The sequence below is a fragment of the Pelagibacterium mangrovi genome (assembly GCF_036662815.1).
Classification (GTDB): Bacteria; Pseudomonadota; Alphaproteobacteria; order Rhizobiales; family Devosiaceae; genus Pelagibacterium; species Pelagibacterium mangrovi.
Genome location: NZ_JBAFXA010000006.1, coordinates 332,580 through 346,887 on the forward strand (window position 1 = coordinate 332,580; position 14,308 = coordinate 346,887).

Consider the following 14,308-nt stretch of genomic DNA (forward strand, 5'->3'; position numbering starts at 1 on the left):
ACGATGACTGAGGCGCTCGGTACTGTGTTTCCGCCGCGTGACGAATGGGACGTTGCCGCCTATCCGACCGATGACGTGGTGGCGGGCTACCGCGAACACCGCCTTGACGATATCGAGCCCGGCCCTAATCGGTCCCCAGGGTATCGGTCGGGCTGGATAAACGCGAGATGTGACGCGACACATGCGCCCGATGGTTTCGAGCTGATCCGGGCTGCGTTCATTCAAATGTCGAGGATGATACAATGAACCATCCTGACGTCATCACGGACGACACCGCCCTCACTCTTAACGAAGCGTGCAGGATCTACTTTCGGGACGCCATCAAACCTGCTTCATTGCGGGCCGAGGCCCGGCGCGGGAACCTCACGCTGCTGCGGATCGGGAAAAAGGATTTTGTCACGCCCGCCGCGATCAGGGAGATGAAGGAACGATGTCAGGTCCAAAGCCCAAGGGCCCTCGCCTCTGGCTCCAGCCCGAGCGCACAAACAAGAACGGCAGCGTCGAGGCTTCCGTCTGGCTCATCCGCGACGACGGAGGATTTAGGAAGAGCACGGGCTGCGCTCCAGATGACCGCGCGGAGGCTGAGCGACAGCTTGCCGACTACATCGCGGAAAAGTACCAGCCCGCGCAAAGGCATGGTGATCCCACTGTCGTCTACACGCTAGACCTGCTCAACCTCTACCTATCAGACGTAGTGCCGGGACATAGCCGGCCCTCCGAGGCGAAGGCGCGCATCCTTCGCCTCGCGTCTTTTTGGGGTGACCCCGATGCGATGCGGGCGACGTTGCGCTCAATGAAGCGCGGCGGCGAGGCAGTGACCGGTCACGCCAGCGACGTTCGGGCGATCACCTGCAAGGCGTATGGGCAGTTCGTGGGGAAAGGAAGCGCGGCCAGGCGAGACTTGGAGGACCTGCGCGCTGCGATCAACCACGCCTACAAGGAAGCGGTGATCGATCGGCCGGTGCCAGTGACACTGCCGGAGAAGGCCGATCCACGTGACCGCTGGCTAACTCGGGAGGAAGCCGCAAGGCTCGTCTGGACGGCATGGCGCGCGCGGCGCAAGAATGGAAAGACGGGGGAGATGGACGACTATAGCCGCTGGAAACACGTCGCCCGGTTCATCCTGATGTCGCTCTACACCGGCACCCGCAAGTCAGCCACGCTCAAGGCCGCCTTCACCAAGATGACCGGCGCCGGATACATCGATTTGGAGGCCGGGCTTTGGTATCGGCGTGCCGAGGGCCAGAGGCGCACCAAGAAGCGGCAACCGCCTGTGCCGCTGCCAGACCCTCTGCTGGGTCATATGCGGCGCTGGAAGGCCAATGGGCAGACCTATGCAGTAGAATTTCATGGGGAGAACGTCGATAGGATCGACAAAGCGTTTCGGGCGCTCGTGAAAGAGGCCGGGTTGGGCGCTGACGTCGTCCCGCACGTTCTGCGCCACACCGCGATCACCTGGGCGATGCAGCGCGGCATGGATATCTGGGACGCCTCGGGCTATTTCGGTGTGAGCGTTGAAGTGCTGACCAATGTCTATGGCCACCACCATCCCGACCACCTTCGGGCGGCCGCGAACAAAATGGCAAGACCTGTCCTCCACCGACAGAGTTCCGACAGGGTTAGCGGAACAAATCGTGATTCATCTGTTTCGATAAGCCCAGAAAACCGGCGAAAACCGGCGCAGATCGTGTGAGGATCAGAGTTCGGGACGAGGGGGTCGGGTGTTCGAATCACCCTACTCCGACCAATAAAAAACCGGAGGCTTCGGCCTCCGGTTTCTTTTTATCCGACAGCATGGGTCATGGGGCGGCTGGGAAGCCGCTTGCCGATATGCGTGGTAATCTTGGGAAATCCCGGAGTTCCTTGAAGGGAACGGACCGGCCTGCAGAGATTGGGGGCTCAAACGCAGGACCGGTCCTACCCCAAGCGAGGGAGGTCCGCCGCAACTAGGGGTATTCACGGTGTCGTGAACAAATGCGGCATTGATGGGGCAATCGGTCAGTGCGCTGTTTGTTGCAGTCGCTTTGCCGTCGCCGAAGGGCGATATCGCCGGGTGACCTTGTGACGGAACGGATAATTTTCGCTGCGATACAAATCGGCGATTTCACCGCCTGAAAACCGGCGACCGTCCACGACCATCAAGGCGCCCCTGAGGCTGACCGGGGCCGCTTCTTCCATTGCGAACCGGACCGCCTGCGCGGCCGTCGGAAAAATTCGTGCCCCCTCATTTTGTGCGTTATGCCAGTCGCTGCCCAAATAGAGGGCCGCGTTGGCGTTCATTTTTATTTTTTTCATAGTTCCTATTGCCGGGCCGAGCCCAGCCATGTTGCAGCGCCTCTAGCCGCTTTGGGCGAGGCGCTGGTGAAATTCGATTCTGTTGTGAAGAATCAGGGACGCAGGCCGTATCGCGGCGCGTCCAATTCCATATGGGCTCCGATTGCGCCGATTACAAGGCGTGGAGCGCTGAGAGGCCTGGTTTTGAGATAACCCAGGCCTCGCACTGTGGACGGTTCACCCCTTGAGGTTGGCGACCGTCTTGTCGAGCTCCTCATCGATCGCCTTGCGGCTATCGAGGGAACGGGTGGCCGAAGCCTCGGGGCCGGTGATGAGGCGAGCACCCTTGGAATAGGTGACCCACGCCCAGAGCCAGTTGACCAGCACGTTGACGCGGTTGCGGAAGCCCACGAGATAGGCGATGTGGACGGCGCCCCACATCATCCAGGCGGGAAAGCCCTTGACCTCGAGCTTCCCGAACTTGCCCACGGCCGCCGAGCGGCCGATGGTGGCCATGGTACCCCAGTCGCGATAACGGAACCGGCCTTGTGGCTCTCTCCCCTGCTGGGCGCGGACAATCGATTCGGCGACGTATTTGCCCTGCTGCTTGGCTACGGGGGCGAGTGCAGGAAAGCGCTTGCCGTCCGCATCATAGGCAGAGGCGGCGTCGCCGATGACGTAGACGCCCGGAAGGCTGGGCACCTGCATGTCCGGACCGACCTTGACGGTGCCATTGCGTTCGGTTTCGACCCCCAGCCATTTGCCGACCGGCGTTGCCTCGACCCCGGCGCACCAGAATACGTTCGAGGTCGAAATCAGGGTGTCACCCGCCGTCACACCTTCGGCATCGATATTCTTGACCGGGGAATTGGTGAGAACCTCGACGCCGAGATCGGTCAGCTTGCGTTCGGTATAGGCGCCAAGATGGCTGGGATATGCGCTCAGAAGCCCGCCCACGGCTTCGACCAGCACCACGCGGGCGGCGCGGGGATCGATGTTGGTGAAATCGCGGGCCAGGGTCGCCTTGGCCAGTTCGGCGAGCGCGCCGGCGGTTTCAACCCCGGTGGGACCGCCGCCGATGATGACGAAGGTCATCAGCCTTTCGCGCAGCGCGGGATCGTTGGTGGTTTCCGCCCGCTCGAAGGACAGCAGCACCCGGCGGCGGATATTGACGGCATCGTCGATGGATTTGAGGGCGGGGGCAAACGACGCCCAATCGTCCTCATGCCCGAAATAGGTGTATTTCGACCCGGTCGCGACGACGAGCGCGCTATAGGGAATTTCATCGCCCCCTACGCAGCGGACGATTTTTTGCTCGGTGTCGATGCTGCCCACTTCCTGCATCATGATCTCGATATCGCGTCCCTTGCCCGGCGAAAGCACGGAGCGGATAGGCACGGCGATCTCGGCCGGCGACAGCATTGCCGTCGCGACCTGATACAGCAGCGGCTGGAAAAGATGGTGATTGCGCCTGTCGATAAGCGTTATCGGCACCCCGGCGCGCGCCAGATTTTTGGCCGCGCTCAAGCCGCCGAAGCCGGCTCCCACGATGACGACGCGACGTTCTTCGTCACTCAATTCTCGTTCTGGTCCTTATGATACAGATTATGTGCGCCGCGCTCGGCAGCATCTTTCTGCCGGGGGGTGGCTTTCGACGATTTATACGCGCCGTAAGCAATCACGATGCCCAGGATGATGGCACCGCCGAGCACCGCGAACAACCAGGGATAGGGAAACGGGTCCATTTTTTTCTCCTGCGACCGTTATCTGCGTGTCACAAAAGCAACGGAGAGCACCCGGACCCGGTTGCAAAAAACAAAAGAGCCGGCCCTGAGGCCGGCCCTTGAAACTAGCTACTGCCTGCCGCTTACTTGCGGGCCAGCAGCGCCCAGCCGCCGACCACCGTCAGGGCCGCGAAGGCCATCTTGACGATGTCCCAGACGATGAACGGCTGCACCGCGCCCTGGAAAGCCGAGGCGACGGCATTGGACTGGTCGATCCAGGCGGCATTCCCAGCCATGGTGAGCAGCCAGACGAAACCAAAGACGAACATCACGGCATTGCCCAGGAGCATGGCACCGAAGGCCTTGGGAACCGAGCGCATGGCGCCCCGATCGGCCAGCGCGCCGATGATCGCCGCCATGAACAGGAAGCCGACCAGGAAGCCGCCGGTCGGGCCGAACACATAGGGAAGGCCGGCAAAGGGCCCGGCAAACACCGGCAGGCCGGCGATGCCCTGGGCGAGGTAGAGCGCCACGGTGGCCACCGCCATACGGGCGCCGAACGCGCCGGCCAGCGCGGCGACGGCAAGCGTCTGCAGCGTTACCGGGACCGGCCAGACCGGTACGTTGATCTTGGACGCAACGGTGAGCACGATGGTGCCCAGGAAGGCGACCGCCACAGCCGAGACGAGGCGCGCGGCCTGCGAACGAGGCTGATAAAGGCCGAGAAGCGTGTTGGGGGTGGCGAAAGTCGTGGCCATAACTTGTCCCTTTGCGTTAAAGCCGAAGCAAGAAGCCAATGTTCTATCCAGACACGCGAGCGCGCGCAATGCCCGCCACCCTGCCCTCCCCGTCCTATTCGACCGATTTCGATCCGCAAACGGGACACCCTGTGGCGATTGCGCCCGCAATCGTGCGGGTGACGGCCCCTAACGCCAGCCCCTATACGTTTACCGGAACCAACAGTTTTCTCATCGGCGAAGGCGCCGTAGCGGTGCTCGACCCTGGGCCGGACGATCCTGCTCACCTTGACGCGCTGCTGGCCGCCATCGATGGGCGGGAGGTGTTGGCCGTGATCCTCACCCACACCCATCGCGACCATAGCGGGCTCGTGAGGCGGCTGGTGGCCGAAACGGGCGCGCCGCTCTGGTCGGGCGGGCCGCATCGGCTCTCGCGGCCGCTCAAGCCGTTCGAGTTCAACCCTTTCCGCGCATCGTCGGATTTCACGCTGATGCCCGACCGGACACTTGTCGATGGCGAAACTATCGAGATCGAAGCGATAGTGCTTGAGGTGGTGGCAACGCCGGGCCATTGCGCCAACCATTTGGCCTTCGCCCTCAAAGGAACCGATATGGTTTTGGTGGGCGACCATGTGATGGGCTGGAATTCAACAGTGGTTGCCGCGCCCGATGGCAGTCTGGACGATTATCTTACATCGCTCGATAAAATCATCGCCCTGCCCCAGACCCGCTATGTGCCAGCCCATGGCGCAGGGATTGCCGACGGCCCCGCATTCGCGCGTGCGCTCAAGGCGCACAGGCTGATGCGGAACGGGCAATTGCTCGAGGTCTTGCGCAAGGGGCCGACGACGTTGGCGGCCGCGACGGAGGCGATTTATCCCACGCTCAATGGGCGGCTGGCGCTGGGCGCGCGGCGCACATTGCTCTCGCATGCCGAATATCTCGAAGCGCGGGGCGAAATCGAGATTCGGCGCGGACTATTGGGCACCCGCCTCTTCCTCCGGGACTAGGCCCGGGTCCACGGGCATGGCGTCGGTTTCGGCCATGTTCCTCTGGATATAGGCCGAAACCGAATCGTCGAGCGCTAAAAGAAAGCTCTCGATGGCACGGCCATTATCGCCCAGATCGTGAAAAACGGGTTCGATCGAGGCGGCGCGCAGGTCGATCAGCGCGCCGATCGGGTTGGGCAGGACGCGGAAGGCGATCTCGTTTTCAAAGCCGAGCAGCGAAAAACGCAGGGCGTTGAGTTCGCCAACCGCTCCGTCGGTGGGTGGCGTTGCGGCGAGAACCTGCCAGCCATTGGCCCGCGCAAGCACTTCTCCCAAGGAGAAAAGTGTTTCGGGCGGGATACGGTAGATGCGCGTGATGAGGTTGGGAAACGAAGCCAGCACCGTTTCCGGGTCGATCCGGGATTGATCGGGGTGGGCCATGCGCAATTGCGGGGGATTGGAAAAGGCCGTCGTGACGTCGGCGGTCGAGGGATAGATTTCCGCAAGCACGGCAGCGGCGCCGACCGGCATGAGGCCCAAGATTCCGAGCACGAAACCGATAGTGGCCGGGCCCCATCCCCTGTCCCCGGTAAACCAGAGGCGGATATAGGCGGCGATTGCGGCGAGGAACGCGGCAGCGGCGCAAATGCTGCCGATGACGAGACTGATTTCGAACACATCGGGCGCAATCTGGCCGAAGAAATGCAACGCCGCCGAAATCAGGATCAGCGCAGCGGCAAAGAGGGCGAGGCGCCGAGCCCATATCGCCAGTTTGGACGTGCGGACGAGGATGCGCATGGATTAGGGATAGAGCCGCATGCGCGACCAGGCGGCATCGAGCGCCGGGCGGGAAAACCGAACACGGTCATGCAGGCGGAAGGCGCCATCCTTCCAGAATTCCATCTGCAACGGCCGGATGCGGAAACCCGACCAATGAGGGGGGCGAGCGATGTCGCCATCGCCGAAGCGTTCGGTGAGCGTTTCAACACGATCGACCAACGCCTGGCGGCTTTCGAGAGGCCGAGACTGGTCGGATGCATGCGCGCCGATGCGCGATTGGGCCGGCCGGGTCGCAAAATAGGCATCGGCCTCCGCTACGGGCACCTGTTCGACCGGGCCACGGATGCGGATCTGCCGGCGCAGGCTCTTCCAATGGAAAAGCAGCGCGGCCTTGGGCTGGGCGAGCAGTTCGCGGCCCTTGGCCGATTCGAAATTGGTGAAGAAAACGAACCCGGTGGGCGAAAAACTGTTGAGCAGGACCATGCGCAAATCTGGCATGCCCGCCTCATCCACGCTGGCGACGGCCATGGCGTTCGGATCGTTGATTTCGCTCGCGCGCGCCTCTTCGAGCCAGATGGGGAAGAGATCCATGGGATCGATTTCGCCTTTGTAGGCGTCATCGAAAAGCAGGTCGGTGAGCGAAGCCGTCACGGGCGATATTCCATCACTTCTGGACAATGGCGGGGTCCGTAGCCATATAGAACGCAAACCTGCGGTGCTTCAACTGCCCGCAAATCATGGAATCGAAAGGACGCGGCGCCGCCGGAAGACCACCGGGGCGCCCTTTCAAGGTGACCTAAGCGAATGCGCGACCCTTATTCAGTGCTTGGGGTGCCGAAGAGCGCCAGCGACAAGGAGATCAAGAGCGCCTATCGCAAGCTGGCCAAGACGCTGCACCCGGACCAAAATCCCGACGACAAGGCGGCACACGAAAAATTCGCCGAGGCGACCGCCGCCTACGATTTTCTTTCGGACCAGACCAAGCGCGCTCAATATGATCGCGGTGAGATCGATGCTGACGGGAATCCGAAATTTTCCGGCTTCGGCGGCTTCGATCCGTCCGCCATGCGGGGCGGACGCGCTGGCGCCAATGCCGGCGGGTTCAACGCCGAAGACATTCTCAAGGAATTCATGACCGGTTTCGGGGGCGCTCGCCGCTCGGCCGGAACGAGCAGCAATTTCGGCGGTGGCGCGGGCTGGGACCCGTTCTCGGGCTCGATGGGTGGCGGACACGCGCCCAAGGGCGAGGACGCCGTCGTCAATCTTGCCGTTTCGCTCGAGGATGCGCACAAGGGAGGCTCGGTTCCCGTGACGCTGCCCTCGGGCAAGACGGTGTCCGTAAAGCTTCCCTCCCCGCTTGAGGAAGGCCAGCAGGTGCGTCTGCGCGGGCAGGGCCGACCTTCGCCCCACGGTGGGGAACCGGGCGATGCGCTGGTGACCGTCAAATTTGCGAAACACAAGCAGTTCCGCCGCGATGGAAACGATTTGCGCGTGGACGTGCCCATCACGCTTTATGAAGCGGTGCTGGGCGCCAAGGTTCGCGTGCCGACCATTGACGGTGCGGTGGAGCTGAACCTGCCGCCCGGTCCCGATACGAGCAAAGCGCTGCGCCTCAAGGGCAAGGGGCTGTTCGGAAATGGCGATCTTTACGTCAATCTACGGGTCGTCCTGCCTGAGGGTGGCGATCCGGACCTTGAAAGCCTCATGCGCTTCTGGCGCGACCAGAAGCCCTACAAGGTTAGGGACTAAGCGAGATAGAGGCGGATGGCGGCCACGCTGTCCGCCTTGGTCGTCTTGAAATCCAGCATCAGCGCGAAGCCAGTCGTCTTTTCGGTCTGAACAAGCTCGCCGTTGATCGCGCCGACCCGGCCGTGGGTGATGGCGTGGTGAATACGCAGGCTTTCGATATCCGGGAGAATTTTTCCGATCGCCGACATTATCGCTTCGGTGCCGTCCGCGTTTATGCCGTTGGGGAGTAGAGCGGAGCACTGGGCAGCGAGCCAGTTGTTCAACTTATCGGCGTCTGCGGTCAGAAGAGCGATCGCAAAGTCTTCGGCAAAGGCGTTCTTGGGCGAGTTGCCACATTCGCCGCTGCGGGTAATCCGGGTCATCGACCGCCTTTTCCAGTCACGATCTCGGCGCCGCGGCGCGCTGAAGCCTGTCGTTGATCGCCTCGCCCAGGCCATGATGCGGGATGGGCGCCACGGCAATCGTTCCGGCCCCTGAGGCATCGAGACGGGCCAGGAACGCAAAGAGATTACGGGCTGCTTCGCGCAGATCGCCCTCGGGGGAGAGATTGAGAAGCGGGCCGTTGGAGTCGGGTGCGGAACCGAAAGCGAGATAGGCTTCACCGGGGTCGGGCGCGCAGGCGTTGAGGCGCAGGTTGGCACGAGGTGCGTAATGGCTCTTGAGCATGCCGGGCGCAGCGATCGCCGCATCGTGGGCCGCCAAAGCGACGGAGTGGCCCAGGACCGCCTCGATTTCATCGCGCGGCAGACCGCCTGCCCTGAGTTGAGTCACCGTATCGGCTTCGACAGCAAGGATGGTTGATTCGACGCCGCTGTAGCAGGGGCCGCCATCCAGAACCGGGACGGTTCCATCAAACGCGGCTCGCACATGTTCGGCGGTGGTGGGGGACAGCCTTCCCGAAGGATTGGCCGAAGGGGCGGCAACGGGTCGGCCCAGGCCGGCGATCAGATCACGCGCCATGGGGTGAGCGGGGACACGCAGCCCCACAGTTTGCAGACCCGCCGTCACGAGATCGGAAAGGCCGGCCTCTGCCCTGACCGGCAGGACAAGGGTCAGCGGCCCGGGCCAGAAGGCTTCCGCAAGGCGATGCGCCAGCGGGGAGAAACGGGCGTAGCGCTCGGCCATTTCCATATCTGCGCAATGGCAGATCAACGGGTTGAAGCGCGGTCGGCCCTTGGTTTCGTATATTTTGAGGACAGCGTCCGAGTTGGACGCGTCGGCGCCCAGGCCATAGACAGTTTCGGTGGCGAACGCACAAAGCTGTCCCGCCCGCAACAGGGCTGCGGCCTCCTGGACAGTCTGAGGATCTTTGCGTTCGGTTGTCATCGGCGGTGTTTGACAAGCGGTCCGGGCCGCGTCAAGAAGAACAGAGGCTAGTCCATTTTGCCCAAATGCTCCAAGCCCTTGTTTTACCGCGTCATGACCCCCGCGAAATCGCCGTCGGGACCGCTCCTGCGAAAGCGCTCTATCCGAGGCCCCTATGACCACCCTTCTTCTTAGCCAGACCAACGGCTCCGCTCACCTCACCCCGCAGGGCCATGCCGAACGCCAGGAGCGGATCGAGGCAGCGGCCAAGGCGCTGGACCGCCCGCGCTTTATAGCGCTCAAGCGCGAAGCGGCACCTTCGGGCGATCTCGAACTCGCCGAACTGGTGCACAGCGATAAGGTGATGGATACCATCCGCGAGCTCAGGCCCGCCGAGGGGTTAAGGCAGATCGATGCCGATACCTTCGTTTCCGGACGCAGCCTCGACGCCTCGGCCACGGCACTGGGTGGCGTCTTGCGGGCCGTCGAAGCGGTGGTTCTGGGCGAAGCGGACAATGCATTCGTGCTCTCGCGCCCACCAGGTCATCACGCCGAGCGCGAGCGCTCGATGGGTTTTTGCCTCGTCAACACCATCGCCATCGCGGCGCGGCAGGCACAACGGCTTTATGGTGCCGAACGCATCGCCATCATCGATTTCGACGTGCATCACGGCAATGGCACGCAGGATATCTTCAAGGACGATCCGAGCGTCTTCTATGCCTCCTCGCACCAGATGCCGCTTTATCCCTGGACAGGGGCGCCGCATGAAACGGGCGTGGGCAACATCGTCAACGCCGCGCTCGATGCCGGGACTGGTGGGGGCGAAATGCGCGAGGCGTACAAGGACCATATCCTACCCGCGCTGGACAATTTTGCGCCCGACCTGATGCTGATTTCCGCGGGGTTCGATGCGGAGCGTCGAGACCCCTTGGCGCAGCTCGAATGGGTGGGATCGGACTATGCCTGGCTCACGGGAAAGTTGATGGACATCGCCGCCAAGCGCTGCTCAAACCGGGTGGTCTCGATGCTGGAAGGCGGCTACGATTTGGACGGGCTTGCCTCAGGGGTATCGGCACATGTAGGCATGCTGCTGACCGGCGAAGCCGGACCTGATCATGACGAACACTGAGAGAGCAGCCATGACCGACATCGCCGATCTGAGCTTTGAAGCCGCGCTGGACGAACTGGAAAAGATCGTGGCGCAGCTTGAAGGCGGCAAGGCCCCGCTGCAGGAATCGATTGCGATCTATGAGCGCGGCGAAGCGCTCAAGCGCCATTGCGAAGCCCTGCTCAAGCAGGCCGAAGCGCGGATCGAAAAGATCACGCTGGCGCGGGACGGAACGCCGACCGGCGTCGAACCGCTGGATCAATAGCTGGGAAATTCGGCCGTGCTGGGAAAAGTGCGCATCGTTTTATGGGCCCTCGTGGCCCTTGCAGCGGTTTCGGCGACGGTCATCTTTTTCACCCGTCCCATCCAGCCATCCGGCTCCATGTTCGGTGGGCCGTTCGAGATGGTTTCGACCGCAAGCGGGGAAACCTTCACCCAGGACGATCTGGTCGGCACGCCCACGCTGATGTTCTTCGGATACACCCATTGCCCCGACGTCTGCCCCATGACGCTTGCCGAAGCGACGGGGTGGAAGGAAGCATTGGGGCTGGAAGACGACGAGTTGCGCATCGTTTTCGTATCGGTCGACCCGACCCGCGACACGCTCGAGCATACGCGGGCCTATCTTTCCAATTTCGGCCCCGACGTTATGGGGTTGGTGGGCGACGAGGCGCAGACCGAGCAGATCAAGCGCTCTTACGGGATATTTTCCGAAAAGGTCGAGGCCGAGGGCACGACCGAATATCTTGTGAACCATACGGCCTCGGTATTCATGATCGACGAAAAGGGCGAGTTTTTCGGGACCATCGCCTGGGGCGAAAACACCCAGACTGCGCTGGACAAGGTGGAACGCCTCACCGAGGTATAGCCGCACGCGGCTCCGATCAGAATTCGGTTTGCACCTCGCGGTCCGGCGGTGGCAGGACGCGCGAGGCGGAGCGTTTTCCGCGAACGGACGCGCCGCTTTTCGCGGGGCTTGGGCTGAAGGTCTTTATGTCGGTCTTGCACCAGGGGCACCGGCGCGAGGCGCGCGGCACCGGCCCGTCGCACGAGCGGCATAACCGCATGGCAGGCATAGCTTTCTCCCGGGCTCTCCACGGGTTCGCGGGAGCCTCTTGCTTTAACGTTTGCAGGAACCGGGCCGCCGTCGATCGGAGGCCCTGATAGACAACATGGCCATCAATCGCGGCACTTCAAGGGCGGCGCGAAGGGACTTTATGCCTCACCCTTCGGCGATGGTGATGCCGAAGGCTTCCAGGCCGACATAGCGGCGCGAGCGCGAGGACATGGGGCGGATGGTCGTGACCCCGAGATCGCGCAGAATCTGCGCGCCGAGCCCCACTTCCCGCCATTCGGCCTCGCGGTCGCGCGCCGAGCCATGGTCTTCCGCGCTGCTGTCGTGGGCGACGCCGGCGGTGCCTTCCCGCAGATAGACGAGGACGCCACCGGTCTCGGCGAGAGCCTGAATGGACTGGTTAAGCTTCGACGCGTCGCCGAATACATCGGCGACGATATCCTCGCGCTGGAGGCGCACCGGGGTGGCTTCGGCGGTGGACGGGTTGCCGAAGACCAGGGCCAGATGCTGCACGCGATCGAACGGGGTGGAATAGGCGTGCGCAATAGCGCGTCCGGCGGCGGTTTCGATCTCGAACGTCGCGACACGTTCGACCAGCTTTTCGCGGCGCTGACGGTAGGCAATGAGGTCGGCCACCGAGATGAGCGGGAGGTCGTGCCGGGAGGCGAAATCGGCGACCTGCTGGCCACGGGTGACGGTGCCGTCGTCATTGACCAGTTCGCAGATGACGCCGACATCGGGGAGGTCGGCGAGCTTGCAGAGGTCGACAGCCGCTTCGGTATGCCCCGAGCGCATGAGAACGCCACCGCGCCGGGCGATGAGCGGGAAGATGTGGCCGGGCCGGGAGAAATCCTCAGCCGCCACATTGCCATTGGTCAACGCCCGCACTGTCGCTGTGCGGTCGTCGGCGGAAATGCCGGTGGTGGTGCCATGCTTGAAATCGATCGAGACCGTGAACGCGGTGGTATGGGCCGAATCGTTGACTGCCACCATGGGATCGAGATGGAGCTTTGCCGCCCGCTCCCCGGTGATCGGCGCGCAGACGATGCCCGAGGTGTGGCGGACGATAAAGGCCATCTGTTCGGAGGTGACGGTGGAGGCGGCGGCGATGATGTCGCCCTCCCCTTCCCTGTCGTGATCGTCGATGACCACGACCATGCCGCCGCGCTTCATGGCATCGAGCGCGGACTGGACGCGGGCGTCGGACGAAACCGTCATCAGATAATTTCCTTACCGCAATGATTTCTCGAAAAACCGGAAGCCACTTTTTCGATCATTGCTCCGTCCTTCCGAAGCCAACGCCGCCTTCACGCCCGGTTTGCCCGCGATGGCGCAGGAAATGATCGGCAAGAACGCAGGCCATCATCGCCTCGCCGATCGGCACGGCGCGGATGCCGACGCAAGGGTCGTGACGGCCCTTGGTGATGATGTCGGTATCCTCATTTTCCGTGGTGACCGTCTGGCGCGGGGTGAGGATGGAGCTGGTCGGCTTGACGGCGAAACGGGCGACGATGGGTTCGCCCGTCGAAATGCCGCCCAATATGCCGCCTGCATTGTTGGAGAGGAAATTGGGCAGTGGGCGATCCGAACGCATCTGGTCGGCATTGGCCTCGCCGGTCAGCTCGGCAGCGTGCATGCCTTCCCCGATCTCGACGCCCTTGACCGCATTGATCGACATGAAGGCCGAGGCGATATCGGCGGAAAGCTTGCCGTAGATCGGGGCACCCCAGCCGGCGGGGACGCCTTCGGCGACCACTTCGACCACAGCGCCGACCGAGGAGCCGGCCTTGCGGATGGTGTCGAGATAATCGGCCCATGTTTCGGCGGCTTTGGCGTCGGCGCAGAAGAACGGGTTCTGATCGACCTGCCCCCAATCGAAATTGGCGTAGTCGATCTTGTGCGGGCCGATTTGGACGAGCGAAGCGCGGATGGTGACTTGGGGGATCACGAGGCGCGCGACGGCGCCGGCGGCGACACGCGCGGCGGTTTCGCGCGCCGAGGACCTCCCGCCGCCGCGATAGTCGCGGATGCCGTATTTCTGGAAATAGGTGTAGTCGGCGTGTCCGGGACGGAACTTGTCGCGGATTTCAGAATAATCCTTGGAGCGCTGGTCGGTGTTTTCGATGAGCAGGGAAATCGGCGTGCCGGTGGTGCGCAATCCGTCGGTGCGCTCGTCCTCGAAGACGCCGGAAAGGATTTTGACCTCGTCGGCCTCGCGGCGCTGGGTGGTGTAGCGCGACTGGCCGGGCTTGCGGCGATCGAGGTCGCGCTGGATCGCCTCGGTGCTGATCGGCAGGCCGGCGGGGCAGCCATCGACGACGACGCCGAGCGCGGGCCCATGGCTTTCGCCCCAGGTGGTGAAGCGGAACAGGTGGCCGAAGGTGTTGTCGCTCATGAGATGCCCCGGAAATGGTGAGGGTGTTCTAGGCAGGGGTTGGCGCGCGGTCAATCATTCGATGGGAGGGGGGACGTGTGGGAACGCCCGACGGCGGTGGGCCTCGGGTGATGATGGATAGACGGCATGGGGCGATGAACGCCTCGTGCTGTATTTGTTAGTATGAAGCGGT

The 14,308-nt window shown here is 63.0% G+C and carries 17 protein-coding genes; 7 read left to right on the top strand and 10 right to left on the bottom strand.

Annotated elements, in window-relative coordinates; translation table 11 throughout:
• Window positions 1-3: 3 nt before the first annotated feature.
• Together V4T21_RS12900 and V4T21_RS12905 are read left to right on the top strand one after the other, a co-directional pair.
• Window positions 4-246: a hypothetical protein gene (locus V4T21_RS12900; protein WP_332717435.1), complete on the top strand. Its 243-nt coding sequence runs from the start codon at window positions 4-6 to the stop codon at window positions 244-246.
• Window positions 247-430: 184 nt separating this feature from the next.
• A complete protein-coding gene (locus V4T21_RS12905; protein WP_332717437.1) occupies window positions 431-1,693 on the top strand; it encodes a tyrosine-type recombinase/integrase in 1,263 nt (420 codons plus the stop codon).
• Window positions 1,694-1,998: 305 nt separating this feature from the next.
• Here the strand turns inward: V4T21_RS12905 and V4T21_RS12910 are convergent, their stop codons facing one another.
• From V4T21_RS12910 to V4T21_RS12925, 4 genes are all read right to left on the bottom strand, one after another.
• Window positions 1,999-2,295 carry a hypothetical protein gene (locus V4T21_RS12910; protein ID WP_332717439.1) on the bottom strand — a complete coding sequence of 99 codons (297 nt, stop codon included), beginning with the start codon at window positions 2,293-2,295 and terminating at the stop codon, window positions 1,999-2,001.
• A 216-nt stretch (window positions 2,296-2,511) separates the two neighbouring features.
• Window positions 2,512-3,852: an NAD(P)/FAD-dependent oxidoreductase gene (locus tag V4T21_RS12915; protein ID WP_332717441.1), complete on the bottom strand. Its 1,341-nt coding sequence runs from the start codon at window positions 3,850-3,852 to the stop codon at window positions 2,512-2,514.
• On the bottom strand, window positions 3,849-4,019 hold the full coding sequence (locus tag V4T21_RS12920; RefSeq protein ID WP_332717443.1) for a hypothetical protein: 171 nt from the start codon (window positions 4,017-4,019) through the stop codon (window positions 3,849-3,851). The genes V4T21_RS12915 and V4T21_RS12920 overlap by 4 nt, the downstream gene beginning before the upstream one ends.
• Before the next feature lie 122 nt (window positions 4,020-4,141).
• Window positions 4,142-4,756 (bottom strand): biotin transporter BioY, encoded by a 615-nt coding sequence (locus V4T21_RS12925; RefSeq protein ID WP_332717445.1) that lies wholly within the window; start codon window positions 4,754-4,756, stop codon window positions 4,142-4,144.
• A 68-nt stretch (window positions 4,757-4,824) separates the two neighbouring features.
• On the opposite strand from V4T21_RS12925, the gene V4T21_RS12930 reads away from it, so the two are divergent.
• Window positions 4,825-5,745: an MBL fold metallo-hydrolase gene (locus tag V4T21_RS12930; RefSeq protein ID WP_332717447.1), complete on the top strand. Its 921-nt coding sequence runs from the start codon at window positions 4,825-4,827 to the stop codon at window positions 5,743-5,745.
• Here V4T21_RS12930 and V4T21_RS12935 read toward each other — a convergent pair.
• Together V4T21_RS12935 and pdxH are read right to left on the bottom strand one after the other, a co-directional pair.
• On the bottom strand, window positions 5,713-6,522 hold the full coding sequence (locus V4T21_RS12935) for a DUF1499 domain-containing protein (RefSeq protein WP_332717449.1): 810 nt from the start codon (window positions 6,520-6,522) through the stop codon (window positions 5,713-5,715). The genes V4T21_RS12930 and V4T21_RS12935 overlap by 33 nt on opposite strands.
• Before the next feature lie 3 nt (window positions 6,523-6,525).
• Complete coding sequence (gene pdxH, locus V4T21_RS12940; RefSeq protein WP_332717483.1) at window positions 6,526-7,095, bottom strand: pyridoxamine 5'-phosphate oxidase; 570 nt, start codon at window positions 7,093-7,095, stop codon at window positions 6,526-6,528.
• Between the two features lie 213 nt (window positions 7,096-7,308).
• Between pdxH and V4T21_RS12945 the strand changes: the two genes are divergently transcribed.
• Window positions 7,309-8,253 carry a DnaJ C-terminal domain-containing protein gene (locus V4T21_RS12945; protein WP_332717451.1) on the top strand — a complete coding sequence of 315 codons (945 nt, stop codon included), beginning with the start codon at window positions 7,309-7,311 and terminating at the stop codon, window positions 8,251-8,253.
• On the opposite strand, the gene V4T21_RS12950 is transcribed toward V4T21_RS12945, so the two are convergent.
• Window positions 8,250-8,615 (bottom strand): hypothetical protein, encoded by a 366-nt coding sequence (locus V4T21_RS12950; protein WP_332717453.1) that lies wholly within the window; start codon window positions 8,613-8,615, stop codon window positions 8,250-8,252. The genes V4T21_RS12945 and V4T21_RS12950 overlap by 4 nt on opposite strands.
• Before the next feature lie 16 nt (window positions 8,616-8,631).
• Window positions 8,632-9,579, bottom strand: coding sequence for an L-threonylcarbamoyladenylate synthase (locus tag V4T21_RS12955; protein WP_332717455.1), 948 nt, complete (start codon window positions 9,577-9,579; stop codon window positions 8,632-8,634).
• A 154-nt stretch (window positions 9,580-9,733) separates the two neighbouring features.
• Here V4T21_RS12955 and V4T21_RS12960 point away from each other — a divergent pair, with 154 nt between their 5' ends.
• Genes V4T21_RS12960 through V4T21_RS12970 form a run of 3 tightly spaced genes read left to right on the top strand, consistent with a single transcriptional unit; the run spans window position 9,734 to window position 11,534 of the window.
• Entirely contained in the window at window positions 9,734-10,687 is a 954-nt protein-coding gene (locus V4T21_RS12960) for a histone deacetylase family protein (protein ID WP_332717457.1), read from the top strand.
• A complete protein-coding gene (locus V4T21_RS12965) occupies window positions 10,674-10,931 on the top strand; it encodes an exodeoxyribonuclease VII small subunit (protein WP_440589653.1) in 258 nt (85 codons plus the stop codon). The genes V4T21_RS12960 and V4T21_RS12965 overlap by 14 nt, the downstream gene beginning before the upstream one ends.
• 15 nt (window positions 10,932-10,946) lie before the next feature.
• Window positions 10,947-11,534, top strand: coding sequence for an SCO family protein (locus V4T21_RS12970; RefSeq protein WP_332717461.1), 588 nt, complete (start codon window positions 10,947-10,949; stop codon window positions 11,532-11,534).
• A gap of 354 nt (window positions 11,535-11,888) precedes the next feature.
• Here the strand turns inward: V4T21_RS12970 and ribB are convergent, their stop codons facing one another.
• Entirely contained in the window at window positions 11,889-12,959 is a 1,071-nt protein-coding gene (ribB, locus tag V4T21_RS12975) for a 3,4-dihydroxy-2-butanone-4-phosphate synthase (RefSeq protein WP_332717463.1), read from the bottom strand.
• 55 nt (window positions 12,960-13,014) lie between these two features.
• Entirely contained in the window at window positions 13,015-14,136 is a 1,122-nt protein-coding gene (gene aroC, locus V4T21_RS12980; RefSeq protein ID WP_332717464.1) for a chorismate synthase, read from the bottom strand.
• Window positions 14,137-14,308: the final 172 nt, after the last annotated feature.